Annotated in this window: 15 protein-coding genes and 2 pseudogenes; 8 read left to right on the forward strand and 9 right to left on the reverse strand. The window is 66.6% G+C overall.

Annotated features, from left to right (window positions below; genetic code table 11):
• The first annotated feature begins 55 nt into the window (after positions 1–55).
• Positions 56–1,420 (forward strand): M23 family metallopeptidase, encoded by a 1,365-nt coding sequence (locus HWX39_RS02450; RefSeq protein WP_175965400.1) that lies wholly within the window; start codon positions 56–58, stop codon positions 1,418–1,420.
• Between the two features lie 293 nt (positions 1,421–1,713).
• On the opposite strand, the gene HWX39_RS02455 is transcribed toward HWX39_RS02450, so the two are convergent.
• A complete protein-coding gene (locus HWX39_RS02455) occupies positions 1,714–2,553 on the reverse strand; it encodes an AraC family transcriptional regulator (protein ID WP_175965401.1) in 840 nt (279 codons plus the stop codon).
• A gap of 306 nt (positions 2,554–2,859) precedes the next feature.
• Here HWX39_RS02455 and HWX39_RS02460 point away from each other — a divergent pair, with 306 nt between their 5' ends.
• Positions 2,860–3,144, forward strand: a complete 285-nt coding sequence (locus tag HWX39_RS02460; protein WP_175965402.1) for a DUF3144 domain-containing protein — start codon at positions 2,860–2,862, stop codon at positions 3,142–3,144.
• A 99-nt stretch (positions 3,145–3,243) separates the two neighbouring features.
• Here the strand turns inward: HWX39_RS02460 and HWX39_RS02465 are convergent, their stop codons facing one another.
• Together HWX39_RS02465 and HWX39_RS02470 are read right to left on the reverse strand one after the other, a co-directional pair.
• Entirely contained in the window at positions 3,244–4,077 is an 834-nt protein-coding gene (locus HWX39_RS02465; RefSeq protein ID WP_175965403.1) for a fucose-binding lectin II, read from the reverse strand.
• Between the two features lie 119 nt (positions 4,078–4,196).
• Entirely contained in the window at positions 4,197–4,586 is a 390-nt protein-coding gene (locus HWX39_RS02470; RefSeq protein ID WP_175965404.1) for a fucose-binding lectin II, read from the reverse strand.
• Positions 4,587–5,531: 945 nt separating this feature from the next.
• On the opposite strand from HWX39_RS02470, the gene leuA reads away from it, so the two are divergent.
• Entirely contained in the window at positions 5,532–7,241 is a 1,710-nt protein-coding gene (gene leuA, locus HWX39_RS02475; protein WP_175966050.1) for a 2-isopropylmalate synthase, read from the forward strand.
• Positions 7,242–7,664: 423 nt separating this feature from the next.
• Here the strand turns inward: leuA and HWX39_RS02480 are convergent, their stop codons facing one another.
• On the reverse strand, positions 7,665–8,438 hold the full coding sequence (locus HWX39_RS02480; RefSeq protein ID WP_175965405.1) for a helix-turn-helix transcriptional regulator: 774 nt from the start codon (positions 8,436–8,438) through the stop codon (positions 7,665–7,667).
• Between the two features lie 134 nt (positions 8,439–8,572).
• Here HWX39_RS02480 and HWX39_RS02485 point away from each other — a divergent pair, with 134 nt between their 5' ends.
• From HWX39_RS02485 to HWX39_RS02500, 4 genes and pseudogenes are all read left to right on the forward strand, one after another.
• Complete coding sequence (locus tag HWX39_RS02485) at positions 8,573–9,991, forward strand: efflux transporter outer membrane subunit (RefSeq protein WP_244134877.1); 1,419 nt, start codon at positions 8,573–8,575, stop codon at positions 9,989–9,991.
• Positions 9,992–10,078: 87 nt separating this feature from the next.
• Positions 10,079–10,937 (forward strand): annotated as a pseudogene (locus HWX39_RS02490) (HlyD family secretion protein).
• The gene (locus HWX39_RS02495; RefSeq protein ID WP_175965407.1) at positions 10,934–12,517 is read left to right on the forward strand and encodes a DHA2 family efflux MFS transporter permease subunit; all 1,584 of its coding nucleotides are present in this window, start codon (positions 10,934–10,936) and stop codon (positions 12,515–12,517) included. Before HWX39_RS02490 ends, HWX39_RS02495 begins: the two are co-directional and overlap by 4 nt.
• Positions 12,518–12,643: 126 nt before the next feature.
• Positions 12,644–13,048 (forward strand): peptide ABC transporter ATPase, encoded by a 405-nt coding sequence (locus HWX39_RS02500; RefSeq protein WP_175956806.1) that lies wholly within the window; start codon positions 12,644–12,646, stop codon positions 13,046–13,048.
• 346 nt (positions 13,049–13,394) lie between these two features.
• On the opposite strand, the gene HWX39_RS02505 is transcribed toward HWX39_RS02500, so the two are convergent.
• The 5 genes and pseudogenes from HWX39_RS02505 to HWX39_RS02525 all read right to left on the reverse strand — a co-directional run.
• Positions 13,395–14,204 carry a TlpA disulfide reductase family protein gene (locus HWX39_RS02505; RefSeq protein WP_175965408.1) on the reverse strand — a complete coding sequence of 270 codons (810 nt, stop codon included), beginning with the start codon at positions 14,202–14,204 and terminating at the stop codon, positions 13,395–13,397.
• 334 nt (positions 14,205–14,538) lie between these two features.
• Positions 14,539–15,132 carry a DUF4410 domain-containing protein gene (locus tag HWX39_RS02510; protein WP_175965409.1) on the reverse strand — a complete coding sequence of 198 codons (594 nt, stop codon included), beginning with the start codon at positions 15,130–15,132 and terminating at the stop codon, positions 14,539–14,541.
• A 220-nt stretch (positions 15,133–15,352) separates the two neighbouring features.
• A complete protein-coding gene (locus HWX39_RS02515; protein WP_175965410.1) occupies positions 15,353–16,348 on the reverse strand; it encodes a hypothetical protein in 996 nt (331 codons plus the stop codon).
• Between the two features lie 330 nt (positions 16,349–16,678).
• On the reverse strand, positions 16,679–17,155 hold the full coding sequence (locus HWX39_RS02520) for a GNAT family N-acetyltransferase (protein ID WP_175965411.1): 477 nt from the start codon (positions 17,153–17,155) through the stop codon (positions 16,679–16,681).
• A gap of 263 nt (positions 17,156–17,418) precedes the next feature.
• Positions 17,419–17,652 (reverse strand): annotated as a pseudogene (locus HWX39_RS02525) (zinc-binding dehydrogenase); the annotation flags it as partial.
• 278 nt (positions 17,653–17,930) lie between these two features.
• Between HWX39_RS02525 and HWX39_RS02530 the strand changes: the two are divergent.
• A complete protein-coding gene (locus HWX39_RS02530) occupies positions 17,931–19,592 on the forward strand; it encodes an ABC transporter ATP-binding protein (RefSeq protein WP_175965412.1) in 1,662 nt (553 codons plus the stop codon).
• Positions 19,593–19,623 lie beyond the last annotated feature (31 nt).

Below are 19,623 nucleotides of genomic sequence, written 5' to 3' on the forward strand. Positions count from 1 at the left end.
CGCGATACCCGGCTCTTTCCCGATTTTTCACTGATAGACAGCGAGTGACGACGTCATGCGGTTAGACCTGCGTTTCCGTCTCGCACGCGAGCAAGGTCAACCCGCACAGCGCGGCGTTCGCGGTGTCCCGATGCGCCGCACGCTGCTGCGCGGCGTCATCGCGGCGGCCTGTGTGGCCGGCGCACCGGGCGCAGTGGCGCACGCGTCGCACGACGACGCGCCGTTTTCGCCCGTGATGGCCGACCTTGTCGACGTGCCCTTTTTCAATGCCGCGCGCACGACGTGGGGCGGTTTGCATGCATCGACGGCCGCGCCGCTCGACGTTGCCTACGGGTCTCATGCGTTGACCGTGCCGACGGCCGGCGAACGCGACGACCCGGTGGCGCGCTTCGGTGCATGCGTGGCTTACCGCGTGCTGTGCGACGCGGCGCGCGGGGCGGTCGAACGCGCGTACGCATCGAGGTTCGACTACGGTCTTGCGTCGGCGTTGCCCGTGACGGGCGAGCAGGCTGCGTTCGAGCGGCGTCCCGTCGATCTGGCCGCGGCCGAGCCGTTCGTGCTCGCGGAAGCCGATCGCGGCGCGCGTGGCGGCGCGATCGTCGGCAGCCTGCAGGCGTCGCTGGCGCGCGCCGATCTGCCGGCCGGCGTTGCCGCGCAGATCACCCGCATGCTCGCCGGCCGCGTCGACCTGAAACAGCGCGGTGCGCTTGGCGACACCTTCCGCGTTGCATACGAACCGGACAGCCACGCGACACTGCCGGGCGGCGTGCGCGTGACGGCGCTCGAGCTTCGCTTGCGCGGCCAGCACATCGCGGGCGTATGGTTTGCGCCCGATGCCCGTTCGCCGGGCGCCTATTACGACCTCGACGGCGTGCCGCTCGCCGGCGCGCGGTTTGCGATGCCGGTCAGCGCAAACCGCATCAGCTCGCATTTCGGTGCGCGCGTGCATCCGGTGACCGGCGCGCGTCACGTGCATTCCGGCGTCGATCTCGCGGCGCCGGCCGGGCGCGCGGTTCATGCGTCGGAGCGCGGCGTCGTGACGTTCATCGGCACCGAGCCACGCGGCTACGGCAAGTACGTGGTGATCCGCCATGACGGCGGCTATGCGTCGTACTACGCGCACCTTTCGGCATTCGAGCCGTCGCTGCGCACCGGCGCGCGGGTCGCGCGCGGCCAGCGTGTCGGCGCGGTCGGCAGCACGGGTACGGCCACGGGGCCGCATCTGCACTTCGAGGTCCGGCGGCATGATCGGCTCGTCGACCCGGTCGCGCTGGTGCAGGCGGGCAAGACGGCGAAGCTGAGGGGTGAACGGCGTGTGGCGTTCAACCGCGTGGTGCTCGATGCGCGCACGCGCCTGGCGTCGGCTGCGTGGTCGCAACCGGTGGCGATGTCGAAGCCTGCCGGATCGCGGGCCGGTTGACGGTTGACGGTCGGCATCGTTGCATGCGCGCGTCGATGTGCGCGCATGCAATGCCGAATTGCCGGTCATCGTGCGAAGCAACATGGCCGGATTGACGCGCATCCATTGCGTGGCCAATCGATCGCCGAATGGCGTCAAATTTGCCGGATGCTTCACATCATCTTCTTCATCGAATCAAGGTTGGCCTGAAACTCGGTAATGTCAACCGCCCTGCGTTCCTGCTTGCTCGCCGCTGTGGTACAGGGATCGACCGGCCGCGACGAGCCCCGTCGCGTCCAATCGAGGCGGGCCGCTTACGCCGCAGGTTCGACAGGCAACCAGATTTCGAGCACTCCGGCGCCCGTCACCGGGTCGTAGTCCGCGCTGTAGCGCTCGAACTCGGGTGCGTCGACCGCGTTGAACCCCGACGTCGGCAGCCAGCCGTTCCAGATGCTGTAGAACGTCTGGTGCAGCGTGGAAACATGCCCGCCGTGTTCGAAGACCGCATACCGCTGCGGTTCGAGTTCGACGCAGCGCAAGGGGGCGGTCAGTCGGTCGCGGCTCGTGACCTCCACGCCTGCGATGTATTCGAAGCTGCCATCCGCATCCGGGTTGCAGCACACGCCGTAGGTCACGCAGTCGACCTGGCCGGGAATGGTACCGATGTATGGGATGAACGCCTGCCACAGCGCCGGAATGCCTTCGTTGGTTTCGAAGGTGTAGCGGTCGCTCATGCCGGCGATCAGCCGCTTGCCGGCGGTTTCGAAGCGTGACGGTTCGACGTCGATGATCTTCAGTTCTTTCATGCGAAGCGGTTCCACAAGAGACAAGCCGTCGAGCGTGCGCCGTGCCCGCACGTCTTCGGGCGTCATGCCGAAGTGATCGCGGAAGGCGCGTGTGAACGCCTCATGGGAGCCATAGCCGGCATCGAGCGCCACATGCAGGATGTCCGGCGCGCCTTGCGCCAACGTGCGGGCCGCACGCGTCAGTCGTCTCGACCGGACGTAGCGCATCACCGGCCAGCGGGTGTTCATCGAGAACAGGCGCGAGAAGCCGAAGCGCGTCATGTCGCAATTCGCGGAAATCCTGTCCAGTGTCAGTTCCCTGTCCAGTTCGGTTTCGATAAACCAGAGCGCTTGTCCTACCGGATTCATGATGAGCCAATGAGGGTGTCGGGCGGACTATATGGTATCGGCGGCGAGGGCATTTGATCGTTCTTGCGGATCGCCACGCCGGGCGGCGTGGCGGCGGAAGGCAGGATGCCGATCTTGACTCGGTGGCCGGTTCGGGAACACGATGCCTTCGTCGCAATCGTCGTTCGAGCGGCCTTTCGTGCCGACGATCGCGCCCCGGTTCGGACACGTTGACCCCGAAGCGTTTCGCGAAGATCGGAATCGCGACGGGCGCAGCCCCCTGAAATACGGGACAAGGACTCTTACTTCACGCGCAGCGCATAAGCCATGGAAGTCGACGAAAATTTCTATGCTCGTGCAGACGAGCACATCGAGCTATCGAACGAGCAGCTTCAAAAAGCGCCGAGTCGTGGCAAAGTCAGCGCATCGATGATGTATGCGACCGCACGATTCAACGCATGGCTCAGCGCATCCGGCCATGAGTCCGGTGCGGACATGGCCGCGACGCGGGACGAAACGGTCCAGTATTTCTGCGATGAATACAGGAAGGCACTGGAACTTCACCTTGACGAATACATCAACAATTTCGATCGTTACATGCGGCCGAACTGAAGGCGTCAGGGCTGTCGCGCGTGGCAGAGGGGACGGGCGCGCGCGTTGAAATGAATCGCCACGCCGGGCGGCGTGGCGAGGGGCGCTGCGTGACGCTGCTTAACCCAGCGGCCAGTTCAGGAACACGATGCCGTCGTTGTAGTCGTCGTCGGTGCCGTCTTCCGAGCCGACGATCCCGAAGTACGTCTTCTTGAAGAGATCGACCTGCCGCGAGCCGAGCCGCGACGGCTTGCCGTTCGCCATCACGATCACGCGCACGCGTCCCTTGCCGGAATCGAGCACCTTGGTGCCGAGGTTCTGGTTCTGCACGCCGGCGCCCTTGAACGTGGCGACCGGTTTCGGGTTGTCGTCGACGTAGATGTCGATCGTCTGGTCGTTCGCCGCGTTGGTGAGCGCGGTGACGCCGAACTTGACGTTCGGCGGCAGGTTGAACGTGCCGTCGCGCTCGCCGCCGCCGCCGATCGTGCCGCTACCCGTGCCGCCCGGGTTGCCGCCCGCTCCGGTTTCGCCGCTTCCGCTGCCGGTCGACGACGATTGCGCGGCCGTGTCCCCGATCGCGGACAGGCTCGCGTACGAGTCGATATGCATCGCGCTGCCGCGCACGCTTTTCCACTGGCCCTTCACGAACGTGACGCCGGTGCCGACGTCGATCGTCGCGACGAGCGTGAACGGCATGCGCCCGGTGGCTTCGGGCACCTTCGACGAATACGTGAAGCAGCCGTCCGCGACGACGCCCTTGTTGGTCGCGATCGCGAAATAGATGCCGGGGAAGTTGTTGCCGGTCGCGTACGGCGTCGGCACGTTGAGGATGACCTGCAGTTTTCCGTTTCGAATCTCTGCCTTGGCGATGTCGATGTACAGGCCCGGGATGTCGACGTAGGTTTCCGATGTCGCCACCGGTGCACTGATGATCGAAGCCGAAAGGAGGGGCATGGATGTCTCCGTTGTTAGGTCGGGTTCAGACGCAAAAAGGGGGCTGCTGAACGCGGCGCGTCACCGCCGGTCGGCCGCGCTGGCGGCCGGCGGTGGTCGGTCGTCACGCGCGTGTCAGGTCAGCCGATCGGCCACTGGAGCACGACGATACCGTCGTTGTAGTCGCTGTCGTGGCCGTCTTCCGACACGACGATCCCGAAATTGACCGTGTACGGCGAGCCGTCCGATTTCTTGCCGGTGATCGGCGCGAGGCGCGCATCGGTGGCCGACGGCTTGCCGTTCACCGACACTTCGAAGCGGATCTTGCCGTTGCCGGAATTCAGCGTCGCTTCACGCGTGCCGTCGCGCGTGGTCAGCTTGTAATAAGCGGCGGGTTCCTTGCTGTCGCCGATGAACAGCTTGATGTGCTGCTGTTCGGCGGCATTTGCGAAGAAAATCGCGCGGAAATCGGTATTCGGCGGAATCGAAAACTCGCCGGCGCGATTGGATGACGTTTGAAAATCGGCCATGCTTTCCTCCTGAGGAATGATGGGTAAGGCTTCAAGCCGTGTCGCGCAAACGTTTGCCGTTTGAAATGCGACGTACCGAGCATGCCGAAAAATAAATAAGAAAATATTCGCCGGGGAATGGCTATTGTTCAGTCAATCGAAAATCAAGATTAATCGATTGAGTGAAATGTATTTAATGGGTGGTGTTTCGATATATTCAGGAAATTATATCGGCGGGTGTGTCGATTTTCTGAATGATGCGCGACGGTACAGGCGGGGCGGGCCGGGAGATGGGAGCAATCGGGCTTGGGCGCGGGCGCTCGGCGTTCGCATATGGCAGCGTTGGTTTCAACATCAGCATCTCAGTCGTGGCCGCGCCCACCGGCCACCACCGAACGCCCGCACCGAAACCCGATCGCGACAGGGAAGGGGGTGCGGCAACCGGCGAAGTACGTTGACCAACTCACTCCGAACGTGAACAGGGACCTCACCGGCGCCGCACCCATGAAGCATATCGACGCGGCGCCGCGCCGCCTATCGGACTGGACTGATTCTGAGCGATCAGATGCAACGCCATGCGCGCGCGGCCAGTTGACAGCCCCCGTCCCCCTGTGATTTGATTTCGGCCATGCAAGCTGCCCAGCCCCTCTTCTCGCTACGACTACTAGCCCGTTTCTCCGGGCTGGGTCTGCGGCTGCGCGCTTTCCATCTGCTTCTTTCCTGAAGCGCCAGATTTCCCCCGCATCACCGACCTGGCCCCGGTTGTCGACCGGCGCCTGAGTTCGTCCTTCTTTCGAATCGTTCCGCTCCGTCCCGGTCGCTCAACCGCCAAGGCTGTCGTTCGCCGTACCGCTTTGCCGTTGTGCCGTTTTCTCCCGTTTTCATCGCCGCGCGCCGCCAGCCCTCACGACTGATGGCCAGCGCGCGGCGGTTTCCCGACAAACCGACCGAGGACCGAACATCATGATGCTGAAGAACCCCGCGACGAAGTACCGACCGTTCACGCCCGTCAACCTGCCGAACCGCACGTGGCCGACGCGTACGATCACGCAAGCGCCGATCTGGATGAGCACCGACTTGCGCGACGGCAACCAGTCGCTGTTCGAGCCGATGGACGCGGCGCGCAAGATGCGGATGTTCAAGATGCTGGTCGCGATCGGCTTCAAGGAGATCGAGGTCGCGTTCCCGTCGGCGTCGGAGACCGACTTCAACTTCGTGCGCGAACTGATCGAAGGCGGCCACATTCCCGACGACGTGACGATCGAGGTGCTCACGCAGGCGCGCGACGACCTGATCGAGCGCACCTTCGACTCGCTGCGCGGCGCGAAGCGCGCGATCGTGCACCTGTACAACGCGACCGCGCCGGAATTCCGCAAGATCGTGTTCGGCCTCGACCGCGATGGCGTGAAGGCGCTCGCGGTGAACGCCGCGCGCACGATCAAGCGCTTCGCCGATGCCGCGTCCGACACGCATTTCACGCTGCAATACAGCCCCGAAACCTTCACGGCAACCGAGCTCGATTTCGCGAAGGAAGTCTGCGACGCCGTGTTCGACGTGTGGCAGCCGACGCCGGAGCACAAGGCGATCGTGAACCTGCCGGCCACCGTGGAAGTCGGCACGCCGAACTTCTACGCGGACCAGATCGAATGGATGCACCGCAACCTCGCGCGTCGCGATGCGCTGATCGTGTCCGTGCATCCGCACAACGACCGCGGCACGGCGGTCGCCGCGGCCGAGCTCGCGGTGATGGCGGGCGCCGACCGGATCGAGGGCTGCCTGTTCGGCAACGGCGAGCGCACCGGTAACGTCGACCTCGTCACGCTCGCGCTGAACCTCTATTCGCAGGGCGTCGATCCGGGCCTCGATTTCTCGCAGATCAACGAAGTCGCGCGCATGGCCGAGGAATGCACGCAGTTGCCGATCCATCCGCGCCATCCGTATGTCGGCGACCTGGTGTTCACCGCGTTCTCCGGCTCGCACCAGGATGCGATCAAGAAGGGCTTCGCGGTGCAGCGCCCCGATGCCGTGTGGGAAATGCCGTACCTGCCGATCGATCCGAGCGATGTCGGCCGCACGTACGACTCGATCATTCGCGTGAACAGCCAGTCGGGCAAGGGCGGTATCGCGTTCCTGCTCGAGCAGAGTTATGGCGTCGTGCTGCCGCGCCGCCTGCAGGTCGACTTCAGCGCGGCCGTGCAGCGCCTGACCGACGACAGCGGGCTCGAAGTGACGAGCGCGCAGATCTGGTCGCTGTTCCAGCAGGAATACGTGGAAGGCGACGCGCTGCTGCGATATGTCGGCCATGAGCTGACCGAGCGCGACGGCCGCGAGACGATCGTGCTGACCGCGGATGTGCACGGCGAGCGCCGCATGCTGCGCGGTGAAGGCAATGGCCCGCTCGACGCGCTGATGCACGCGTTGCGTACGCCGCTGCGGATCCAGCACTACGAGGAGCGCGCGTTGTCGCAGGGCGCGGATGCGAAGGCGATCGCGATCGCGGAACTGTCCGGCACGGGCGTGCGCGGCAGCGCGTTCGGCGTCGGCATCGATGCGAACCTGACGACCGCGTCGATTCGCGCGGTGATCAGCGGCATCAACCGCGCGTATGCGCGCGCGGACGAAGCGGCGCAGGCGACGTTTTTTGGTGCTCAGCAGGCGGTGAAGGCCGTCGCGTAACGGGCGGCTTGGCGGCCGCGCCGGCCAGGTCCGGCGCGGCCGTGTCGTCGTCCGTGCGGTTGCTGCCGCACGGACGGCAAGCTTGGCGCGCAGTTCCGTCTTCATGAAATTCACCCACGCGCGTCTTGGCGTCGAGATGCTTGCGCGACGGATACGCCAGAAACACGCCCACTTCCTCCGCCCGGCAATCGGGCCGTACACGCACCCACGCGCCTGAACGTAGTCCGTCGTCCGCGACGCACGCCGGCAGCAGGCCGATTCCCGCCCTTTCCCGGCCCTTCCCGAACCGCGATCTCGAGCGATGTCGCAACGTCGGCCGTCGTCGCCGGCTCGAATGCGATCGTTGCCGAATACGTACCGCGTGTCAGCGTCCATGTGCGTGCGCACGTCGGCGCGCGATCGTCGCGATACGGGCAGTACGGTTCAGCGCCGCGGGAAGTACTCGCTCGGCGGCACGCCGAGTGCCTTGCGGAACATCGCCGCGAACGCGCTGGGGCTGTCGTAGCCGTGTTCGAGCGCGAGTTCGAGGATCGGCGTGCCGGCGGCGAGGCGCGGCAGGCTCAGCAGCAGGCGTGCATGGCGGCACCACGCACCGTGCGTCATCCCCGTTTCGCGCTTGAAGGTGCGCGCGAGCGTGCGCTCGTTCATGTGCGCGTCGCGCGCCCACGATTGCAGCGTGACGACCGATGACGGTTCGTTGATGAGCCGTGTGCACAGCGCGGCGAGCGCCGGATGGCGCGGCATCGGCACGTGCAGCGACAGCAGCGGCGCGATCTCGATTTCGTCGAGGATCAGCGCGAGCACGCGGCCCGCGCGATGCGAGAGGTCGTAATCCGGCGGCAGTTCGCTCGCGGTCACGATCAGTTCGCGCAGCAACGTGCCGACCTCGATCACGCGGCATTCACGTGGCAGGCTCGGCCGCACTTCGTGCGCGACGAACACCGTGCGCATCTGCACGTCGCCGGCCATGCGGATCTCGTGCTGCGTGCCGCCCGGCACCCAGACCGCACGCCCCGTCGGCACGACCCAACTGCCGGCGTCCGCATGCACGAGCATCACGCCGGAAATCGCGTGAATCAGCTGGCCATGCCGATGCGAATGCGGCGGATACGCGATGCCGGCCGCCGCGTCGGACGCGACGACGGCGATCTGCTTGTGCTTGTCCTTGTGCTCGAGCGCGCTGAAAAATTGATCCATGTGTCCATTTCTCGACGACGAATGCGCTTTGCGCGCGAGATCGACCGAATGGGTCGAAATTACCATAGGCCCATCGTTTGCTCGACTGCCATTGCACGATGCGCGCCTCGCCATTTCCTCCGGTTTCCTCCCGTTTGTCCGTTGCTGCCGCGCTGCTGAGCGCCGCGACGCTTGCCGCCTGCTCGGTCGGCGCACCGTACCGTCCGCCGGTGGCCGACGCGGCGCGCACGGCGCCGTTCGACGCGGCGGCCGATGCACCTGTCGCGTCCGGCGGGGCGTTGCCCGATCGCTGGTGGCAGCTGTTCGACGATCCGGCGCTCGACGCACTCGTGCGCGAAGCGCTCGCGCAGAACCGCGATCTCGCGGTGGCCGCGGCGCGCGTCGCGCGTGCGCGGGCCGTGCTCGACGAGGCAGGCGCCGCGCGGTTGCCCGATACGTCGGCCGGCTTCGGCGCCGACTACGGCAAGCACGCGTCCGACCAGATCGTCGCGAGCGCGAAGGGCACCGATGCGCGCACGCGCTGGGGTTTCGCGCCGTCGTTCGCGGTGTCGTGGGAAGTCGATCTGTGGGGGCGCGTCGGCCATCTCGTCGACGCCGCGCGTGCCGATTCCGAGGCCGTGCAGGCTGCGTCGGATGCGATGCGCGTCGCGGTGGCCGCCGAAACGACGGCCGCCTATGCGCAGGCGTGCGCGTACGGCGAGCGGATCGACGTGGCCGAGCGCTCGGTCGCGATCGCCGACCGCCTCGCCGCGCTGACCGCCCGGCAACGCGCACACGGCCTCGTGTCCGATCTGGAAGTCGCGCGATCACGCGCGTTCGCGGACGACACGCGCGCCGAATTGCCCGCGCTCGCAGGCGCGCGCCGTGCCGCGTTGTATGAACTGGCCGTGCTGACAGGGCACGCGCCCGGCGCGATTCCCGACGCGGCCGCGCGCTGTCGCGCGACGCCGTCGCTGGCGCGACCGTTTCCGGTCGGCGACGGCGCCGCGCTGCTTCGGCGCCGGCCCGATCTGCGCGAAAGCGAGCGGCGGCTCGCCGCGTCGAACGCACGGATCGGTGTCGCGACGGCCGAGCTGTATCCGTCGATCGTGCTCGGCGGTTCGGTGAACTGGCTGTCGACGACCGGCGATCCGTCGTCGCTCGGCGACAAGTACGCGATCGCGTGGGGCGTCGGGCCGCTGATCACCTGGCGCTTTCCGAATGTTGCAACGAGTCGCGCGCAACTCGCGCAGGCCCGCGCGGACGATGCCGCCGCGCGTGCGTCGTTCGATGCGCAAGTGCTGCGCGCACTGAAGGAAACCGAGCAGGCGCTCGCACGCTATGGCGCCGAGTGGCGCCACAAGGCCGCGCTCGACACCGCGCGTGCCGAGCACGCACGCGCTTACCGGCTGGCCGAACTGAACTACGACGCAGGCGCGCTGGATTTTCTCGGCGTGCTCGACGCGCAGCGCAGCCTCGTCGCGGTCGATGCCGCGCTGGCCGCATCGACGCAACAGGTCGCGCTCGATCAGGTGGCCGTCTTCAAGGCACTGGGGGGCGGCTGGCAGCGTTAAGGCCTGTTCACGCTAATAACGGGCTTGCGAACGTGCCTAACCGGCCGTTCGTGACTCCGCCCGCACTCAACCATTCCGATTCCGATCATGAGCACCACAGTCGTCCCCGAGAAATCCGCCCGTTTCGCGCGGCGCCACTGGATCGCCGCCGGCGTCCTCATCACCGTCATCGCGCTGGCCTGGTTCGGCTGGCGCTGGTGGACGGTGGGCCGCTTCATCGAGCACACTGATGACGCGTACGTGCGCGCCGACATCGTGACCGTCAGCCCGCGCGTGGCCGGCTATGTCGCACGCGTGGCCGTCGACGACAACCAGCCGGTGAAGCGTGGCGACGTGCTCGTCACGCTCGACGATCGCGACTATCGCGCGAAGCTTGACGATGCGCAGGCGGCCGTCGCCGCGGCCGAGGCAACACTGCGGGCCGAGGAAGCCGCGGCCGCCACGCAGCGCGGCTGCGATCGAGCAGGCGCGTGCACGGCTTGCGGCGTTCCAAGCGAAGCGCGCGCTGGCACAACTCGATGTCGAACATACGGTGATCCGCGCGACGCGCGACGGCACGATCGGCCAGCGTGCGGTGCGCGCGGGCCAGTACGTCGAGGTCGGGATGCCGCTGCTCGCGGTCGTGCCGCTGCGCGACGTGTACGTCGTCGCGAACTTCAAGGAGACGCAGCTCGGCGCGATGCATGACGGGCAGCCAGTCGAGATCGACGTCGATACATACTCGGGCCGCACGCTGCACGGACGCGTGCTCGGGCTCGCGCCGGGCTCGGGCGCCGAATTCGCGCTGCTGCCGCCCGACAACGCGACCGGCAACTTCACGAAGGTCGTGCAGCGCGTGCCCGTGAAGATCCGCCTCGATGCACCGCCGCCGGGCCTCGTGCTGCGGCCCGGCATGTCGGTGATCGCGCGCGTCGATACGCGCGGCGCGCCGGGAGCCGGGTCGTGACGGCGGCCGCAACGCAGGCTGCGCACGACGAAGCCGTATCGCTGCGCGCATGGATCGCGGTGCTCGGCGGCGTATTCGGCTGCTTCATGGCAGGGATGAACGTGCACGTGACGAACGCGTCGCTGCCCGACATCCGCGGTTCGCTGGGCGCGAGCTTCGAGGAAGGGTCGTGGATCTCGACCGCGTACCTCGTCGCCGAGATCGTCGTGATTCCGCTCACCGGCTGGCTCGTGCAGGTGTTCTCCGCGCGCCGCGTGCTGCTCGTCGGCGCAACGGGGTTTCTGGCGTTTTCGATCGCGTGCTCGGTCGCGCCGAACATCTCGTCGATGATCGTCGCGCGCGCGCTGCAGGGCGCATTCGGCGGCGTGCTGATTCCGCTGTCTTTCCAGCTGATCGTCACCGAGCTGCCGCCGTCGAAGCATCCGTTCGGCATGGCGCTGTTCGCGGTGGCGAACAACGTCGCGCAGGCGGCCGGGCCGTCGCTCGGCGGCTGGCTTACCGACATGTATTCGTGGCGCTGGATTTTCTATCTGCAGATTCCGCCCGCGATCGCGCTGATCGTGGCGATCGCATGGGCGATCCGCCCGGTGCCCGTGCAGTTGTCGAAGCTGCGCCAGGCCGACTGGTTCGGGATCGCGACGATGGCGCTCGGCCTGAGCGCGCTGCAGATGGTGCTGGAGGAGGGCGGTCGCAAGGACTGGTTCGCGTCCGACCTGATCGTCGAGCTGTCGATCGTCGCGGCGGCGGGGCTCGCGGCGTTCGTCGCGATCGAGCTGCGGCGCAAGGAGCCGTTCATCAACCTGCGGCTGCTCGGCCGCTACAACTTCGGGATCGCGAGCCTGATGCAGTTCCTGTTCGGCGCGGTGGTGTTCGGTGTGGTGTTTCTCGTGCCGAACTACTTCGCCGAACTGCACGGCTACAGCGCGCGCGACATCGGTCTCGCGATGATCCCGTACGGGCTCGTGCAGTTCGTGATGTCGTTCCTGACGCCGCCGCTGATGCGCCGCACGAGCCCGCGCGCGACGATCGTGCTCGGTTTCGCGCTCGTCGCGGCAGGCTGCCTGATGAACATCCACCTGAGCGCCGACGCCGCATCGAATGTGATCGTGCCGTCGCTCGTCGTGCGCGGGATCGGGCAGTCGCTGGTCGTGATCGCGCTGTCGGTGATGGCCGTCGACGGAATCGAGAAGGCGCAGCTCGGTTCGGCATCAGGCGTGTTCAACATGGTGCGCAACGTTGGCGGCGCGATCGGCATCGCGGTGGCGAGCCAGATCGTCGTCGAGCGGCAGAAACTGCACGCGATGCGGATCGGCGAGGCCGTTTCGCCGTTCTCGGCCGCCTTTCAGGAACGCATGGCGATGCTGGCGCGGTTGCTGTCGCGCGTGCACGTGCCGCGTGCCGATGCGTTGCCGGGTTCGTCGACCGGCGGCGCGCACGAGCTGGCCCTCGCGCTCGTGAATCAGCGCGTGATGCGCGAGGCGCTGCTGATGGCGTACAGCGATACGTTCCTGATCGCGGGTGTCGCCATGGTGGGGTGTACGGCGGCTGCGTTCGTATTGAAGGGGAAGAAGAACGCGTGATGGGGACAGACGCCAGACAGCGAAGCCTGACATAGCTGACAGGCGATGACTTCCCGCAATGGGCGTATCGTGCATGCGTCGCGCGCGAGGCTGTTCTCCCGCGCCCATCACGATGAGGAGTGTGGCATGACGAAGGATGATTCTCTGAGGGGACAGATCAAAGAGCAGGCCCAGGCCGCGGATCGTCATAACCTGGCGCGGCCGGCTGCGAACGGCGCGCTGTGGGCGCGCGGTCTCACGACGCAACGGGTTGCCGACCTGTTCAAGACCCTGCAAGGGTTGCCGGGGCACTGGATGCAGTTGCAGAACGAGGTCAACGCCGGGAACCGCTATTTTTACGGCGTGCAGAATGGCAGCGTGACGACCGACGAGGGCAAGGCGCTGATCCGCTGGATCGCCAATGCGGTCGTGAGCGCCGCCGGGAATGCGCAGTTCGACTTCCCGCTGCAGCAACTGCGTTTCACCGCCGACATGGGCTGGCTGAAGCTCCAGCGTGTGCAAGGGCGCGTGATGGTGTTTTCGCAGCCTTGACCGTCAGTTCCGGCGCGTCGCCGGAATCCGGGGCGATCGGTAGGTTGCCGGTGTATCGAGGGTGATCGCGGAGCGCCGGTACGTTGCTCCCGCTCGCCCGTGACGGGCCTTCGGCGGCGGCCGGGCCCGGCCCGCTACACACACCGCGTTTCGTTCATTCCGCCGGCCGTCAGACCGACACCGTGATGCCTGCCGAACGCGGCGGCCCCGCCGGCCGCACCGCGATTTCCACATGCTGGCCCGACGACGCCGGCGTCTGCATCAGCCGTTCCAGCGAAACGTTCCGGAGCCTCTCGTATGGCTCGGGCGTGACGATGCGGCGCCGCTGTCCTTCGGACGGCGCGCGTTACTGGCCGAAGCGGTCCGCCACGGCATCCTTCAGCCGTGCGGCGGTGATCTCGCCCATGTGCGATTCGACGAGATTGCCTTTCGCGTCGAAGAAGAGTGTCGTCGGCAGCCCGCGCGAACCGTAGGTCTGCATCGCGTGCAGCGTGCGATCGAGCAGCACGTGATCGAACCGCAGCCCCTTCTGTTCAAGGAACGCGCGCACCGCTTGTGCGTCTTCGCCCTGGTTGACCATCAGCACCGTCATCCCGGGATGATCCTGCTGCGCTTGCGCGAGGATCGGCATTTCGCGTTGGCACGGCGGGCACCACGTCGCCCACAGGTTCACGACGACGGGCTTGCCCGCGAAGCGTTGCACGGGCACCGGCGTGGCGTCGAGCGCTTCGAGCCGCAACGCGGCAAGCGGCGGCGCGCTGTGCTGCAACGTGGCGAGCGTGCCCTGCGCGATGCCCCATGCGGCAACGCCCGCGAGCATGCCGGCCATCACCGGGCGACGCAGCGCGGGCAGGCGGCGCAGGCGCCAGCCCGCGAACACGATCGCGGCCGCGAGGCCGATGCGCCAGTCGAAGCCGCCGTCGCCCAGCGCGATGATCGAGCGCGGCGCGGCCGCGTATTCGTGCCGCCACTGCGCGACGTAGCAGATACGCGCGGCGAGCAGGCCGAGCAGCAGCGTGTCGAGGATCAGGCTCGATGCGGTCTTGTGGTGTCCATCAGGCGGGCGGCGCTGGATGAGCCGCGCGACGAGCCACGCGAGCAGTGCCGCGACGGCTACCGCGACGACGCGGATCGAGAAGGGACCAATGCTCAGCATGAGGAAGGATAGGGTGCGGACGAGCGGGGCTGGAGACGGGATTGTCCGCCACGGCGACGAAGCCGTCGACGGTCGTGTCGGCGATTCGACAGGTCGCCGCGTATGGGGGTTCCCGCCGGGAACGTAACGGCTCGTTGCGAATTCGACGAAAGAGGCAGGTTCAGGACGCCGCGATTTTCAGGCGCGCAGGCGGCAACTCAGACCGGCCCGACGGTCAGCGGAATCGCGTTCATCAACGCGACACGGGCCGGATATGCGCTTCGTCGTCGCAGCGGCGAGCGCGGTGGTCGACGCCCGACGGGCCGTGCATGCGTGGCCTGTCGGGCGTCGGCGATTACAGCTTTCTCGACGGGGCTGGCGCTGCGTCCGCTTGCTGCGCGTCGGTCGCCGGATCGAGCGTCGTCAGCGTCTTCTCGGTGAACTTCTCGTACAGCCAGTTCAGGCGCGTATCGTCCATGCCGCCGGCGAGGCCGCCGAGCGCATACGAAGCCGACACCTTGAAGCGGTCGATCTGATGATTGTCGGCGTCGGTGAGCGTCACGGTGCCGTCGACGTGATCGTTGCCCGCCATGAAGCCGAACATCACTGCCGAGAAGCTCGAGCGCACGCGAATGCCGTTGACCTCGATGTTCAGGTGCATCGCATCGGTCGAACCCGCCGTTGCCAGCAACTTGCGTGCGGCCAGTGCGCTTTCGATTTTCCCTTTCAGGTTCTCGGGGCTGAATTTCAGATTGTCTTTCAGCGCGTCTTGCGCGGCTTTGTCGAGCGTGACTTGAACGATCACGGGTTTCGAGCCGAATTTGGGCGTCGATGCAGTTGCGATGGCCCCCGGCTGGTCGCTGGCGTCGCGTGTCACGCTGCTCGCGCAGCCCGACAGGAAGCCGATCGTCACCAGTGCCAGAGCGGCATGACGGAATACAGATTTCATGATTTGGTCTTTTTGGTTTGGGTTATTTGAAATGGCTCTGCGGCCGGACGAGAATCTAACACCGGACGAATCAATTCAAAAGGTCGAATAGATCGAGAATCGATTCGGGATTTATTGATCGCGATGTCGTACGCGAATGGAATGCCGGTTGACCGCGTTGCGAGCGCGTGGGGGGCTGGCAATCGGGCGTTGCTGCCGTGGGGTTGATTACTGCGGACGATCACGGTCCGTTGCCGGCCCCCGCACCGCCGAGCCGATACGCGGTGAAGAACTCGTACCAGGGCGACCCTTCCCCAACCGGCACGTTGAGCGCGGCTGTCCGCCGCTTCAACGCGCCGAACACGTCGTTGATACGCGCCGTCTGCCCCGCATCGTTGAACGGAGACGGCCGCGCCCGGCCGGCCGCGAATGCGCCATACGCAATCGCAAGCAGGCGCGCGCTGTCGTCAGTCGACGCGATCGCGCCATTGATCATTTCGGCGAAGCGCGGCCGGTCTTCGGCGCGTGATCCGGACAGGCACAGGAACACGATCGCCGACAGTTCGTGCGGGTCCTTCACCCGCAGCAGCTCCGGCAGCCGCACGACGATCCGCTCGACCGGTTCATCGCGCAGTGCATCGCTGAAGTCGAGCACGGCGGTCATCGGATTCGTGTCCGCTTTCAGGCGATCGAGCGCCGACGCGCTCGCCTCGTCGGGCGACGCTGCCGGAGCAGCCCGCAACGCATCGGCCACCTGCTGCGTCCATTCCGGAAAGATCATCCGCACGTTGCCGAACCGTTCGCCGCCTTCCGCCGCCGGATTCCAGCGATACACGATCGTGCCGCCGCGAATGAACGGCGAATACAGGTGCTCGGGCGTTTGGGGCAGCGGCCGCCGGTTGATCGGCAGCCAGGCGAGCGTCAGCCAGTCGTAGCGGCCGGTGGCGGGCACGGCAGGGCTTGAGCTCGCGACGACCTGCCACGTGCCGCGATTCGCATAGCGGCGCCGCGCGTCGGGTACCGGGACGGTCTGGCCTTTCGCGGTGTCGAAGTACGTCGTGCCGGTCACGTTCGCGCCGCTGTCCGCGGCCGGCGTGATGGTGGAGATGACCCACGACGCGCCGTCCGCCGACCGATAGTCGGACGGCTTCAGCGTGGCGACGTCGTGCACCATGCGCGTTTCCGCCGCGACGGGGCTGGGCGGGAGATTGGCGGGCGCGGCCAGGATGCTCGGCATGGGATTTCCTCGGAATCGGGTGCGCATCGCCGAGCGAGGACGACGCGCGGCGGCGCGGATCGTTTTATGCCACTGTAGAACGTCGCCGCCGGAAACGGAAACCGGCTGCGCGATGCCGCTGCTCACGCGTGCCGCTGTTTTTGTGGATCGAGGCGCGGCCGGCGGTTTGAGCGGGTCGCCCGGGGGGGCACGGAAGTCGACCGAAAGGAGGATCCATGTATCCCCGGGGTGACAAGGTTTGCCGAAGCGGCGGTTCCCGGAAGCGATCATGGCCTTCAATCGGGCCGGGCAATCCACGAGATGGCACTTGCCCGCGCGTCGCCGTTCAGCTCAGCGCGACAATTCTTTCCGGTAGAGCACGGCGCCCGGCTTTTCCGCGACGGTGTCGTAGAGCCGCATCGCCGTGTGATTCGTTTCGTGCGTCTGCCAGTACACGCGTTCGGCGCGATGCGCACGCGCGGTGTCGTACACGGCTTCGATCAGCGCGCGGCCGACGCCCTTGCCGCGCTCGCTGTCGAGCGTGAACAGGTCCTGCAGGTAACAGGTCGGCCCGGCGAGCGTCGTGCTGCGGTGATACAGGAAATGCACGAGCCCGACGAGCCGGCCGGTGCGTTCGGCGACGAGCGCATGCACGGGTTCGTAGACGTCGAAGAAGCGCCACCACGTGAGCTGCGTGATGCGCAGCGGCAGGGCGGTATCGCCGAAGCGGCCGTAGAAGCGGTTATAGCCGTCCCATAGCGGCAGCCACTGGTCGTAGTCGTCTTCCGTGACCGCGCGTACGGTCAGTCCGGTGTCGTTGGCGTTCATGCTGGCGGGCCTGTCGAGGAGAAGTGCGCGCGTCGCCGGTCCGGCAGGCGCGTCGCAGGTCTCTACGATAGGAAGTCCGCGGCCCCATGGGTAGGCCCATGACGACGGCTTTTCTTGGTGCCACGATCCGCGCGATTCTTGTGAGGTTGGCTGACCGTCAGAACCTGCGGTGGTAACGTCGGCTGCGCGTGGGGCTGAAAGGTTCAGCCCGTGCATCCCTGAGCCGTTGGCGCAGCTCGCACGATCAACCTGCGAAAAACAGATCACGCCCCTTGGTATCTCGCACCACGTTCGGGATAAGCCGACGGCTCGACCGCAATCGCGATTTTTCCTCGAACCCCGTTGTTGGGACGCTCCAGCAGGGCATGCGCGAGCGGAATGTCGGCAAGGGAATAGACGGCACCTACGTGCGGCCGGAGGTGACCGCGTTCGATCAATGCACTCAACTCATCCAGCTTGCCGCGGTTTTGTCGCGTGAAGACGAAGTGATAACTCGCGATATCGGGACTTATCGATATGTCAATGTGAGTGCGCGCCGCCGTTCTGTCGAGTCGCCCCGGTTCTGGCGCAGCGCCTGGATTCGCATGCATCCGTTGGAACGGCAGTGATCAACCGCTCAAGGGTTCTGTTGAACGGAGCGGGCCTCCGGGAACCGCGCGACATCGCCGCCATGCCGCCCCAACGTCACCATGCCCCCGCGCCATTCCTTTCGCTCTGTTAGACTTTTTCGCCCATCGCCGCCATCCGGGCTGCGCCGTGCCCGGTTCATCCCGCCATGAACGAAACTCGTGCGTCGCATCCGATCACCGAGGTCCTGCGGGCCTACTGGAAGGCCGATCGCCTGATGTTGCTGACGGCCGTGGCCGTCGTCGTCCTGTCGAGCGCGAGCGCGGTAGCCGCCCCTTATCTGTTCTCGCGCCTGATCGATGCGCTGTCGCACCGCGGCGTGCTTCACGCGCTGATCCCGGGCTTCGTGATCTACGCGGTGCTGCTGGGCCTCTCCAGCGCGCTGCAACGCGTGGTGCAGTACCTGGCGTTCATGAGCTCGGAGAATCTGGGCTTCATCACCAGCACGCGCTTTTTCGAGCGCATCCTGAAAAAGACCACGGCGTTCTTCGTCGAGCACAATCCCGCGGAAATCCAGAATGCGAACCAGCGCGGCAGCCGGGCGCTGTCGGTGCTCGTGCTGCTGAGCCTGATGGACCTGATTCCCGGCACGCTGCAGATCGTGCTGACGCTCGTCACGCTCGGCGCGCTGATCAACCTCGAGGTCGTGGCCATCACCGCCGCCTACGGTGCGGTCGCGGTGACGATCGCGATCGTTGGCGCGCGGCGCTCGCGCGCGTTCCTCGACCGCGCGATCGAGGCCGGGCAGGAGAATGCGCGCTTCGTCGGCGGCGCGATCAATGCGATGGAGACACTGCGGCATTTCGGTAGCCATCGCTGGATGAGCGAACGTTTCTCGGAGAAAGCGCGCGTCGTGCGCGACAGCTGGCGCGCGTATGTGCTGCAGCATGTCCGCTATCTTGCGGTGCTGGGTCTTGGTCTCGCGATCCAGTTCATGGTGACGTTCTGGCTGCTGCTGCCGCGCCACGCGGCGGGCGCGCTGTCGATCGGCGACATCGTGCTGTTCAACACGTTGCTGCTGCAGCTGAACCAGCCGTTCGAAATCATCGCGCGCGCGGTCGCCGAGTGCGCACGCTCCCGCGCGGCGCTCGGGCCGTTCGCGGCGCTGTGGACGGCGCCCGAGGAGCGGCAGGTGTCGCACGTGTCGGCGTTTGCGCCGCGGGACGGGCGCATCGTGTTCGACCACGTCGCCTACGCGTACGACAACGGCCGCGGCGTGTCCGACGTCGACTTCGTCGCCGAACGGGGTGCGATCACGTTCCTCGTCGGCGAAACCGGCGCGGGCAAATCCACCGTCTTCAAGCTCGCGCTGAAGTCGATCGAGCCGACCGGCGGGCGCATCCTCGTCGACGGTGTCGATCTCGCGGCGATCGATCGCGCCGACTGGTACGGCGCGGTCGCCGTCGTGCCGCAGGATGTCGTGCTGCTGAACGAAAGCCTCGAGGACAACATCCTGCTCGGCCGGCCACGCGATGCGCAGCGTCTGCGCGAAGCGGCGGCGAAGGCGACGATCCTGACGTTCATCGAGAGCCTGCCGGACGGCTTCCGCACCACGGTGGGCCGCGGGCTGAAGCTGTCCGGCGGCGAGCGCCAGCGCATCGCGATTGCCCGCGCGCTGTACGGCGATCCGACCGTGCTGTTTCTCGACGAAGCGAGTTCCGCGCTCGACGAAGCCACCGAGCGCGACATCATGGAGCACGTGCGGCTGCTGGCCCGCGACGTCACGGTCGTTGCGATCACGCACCGGCGCTCGGTCATCGGGCCGGCCGACAAGGTCGTGCGGCTCGTCGACGCGCGCGTGCCCGCCTAGCGCGACACGGCCACCTTCGCCGGCCGTCGGC

The organism is Burkholderia sp. BCC0322 (assembly GCF_902833045.1).
Classification (GTDB): domain Bacteria; phylum Pseudomonadota; class Gammaproteobacteria; order Burkholderiales; family Burkholderiaceae; genus Burkholderia.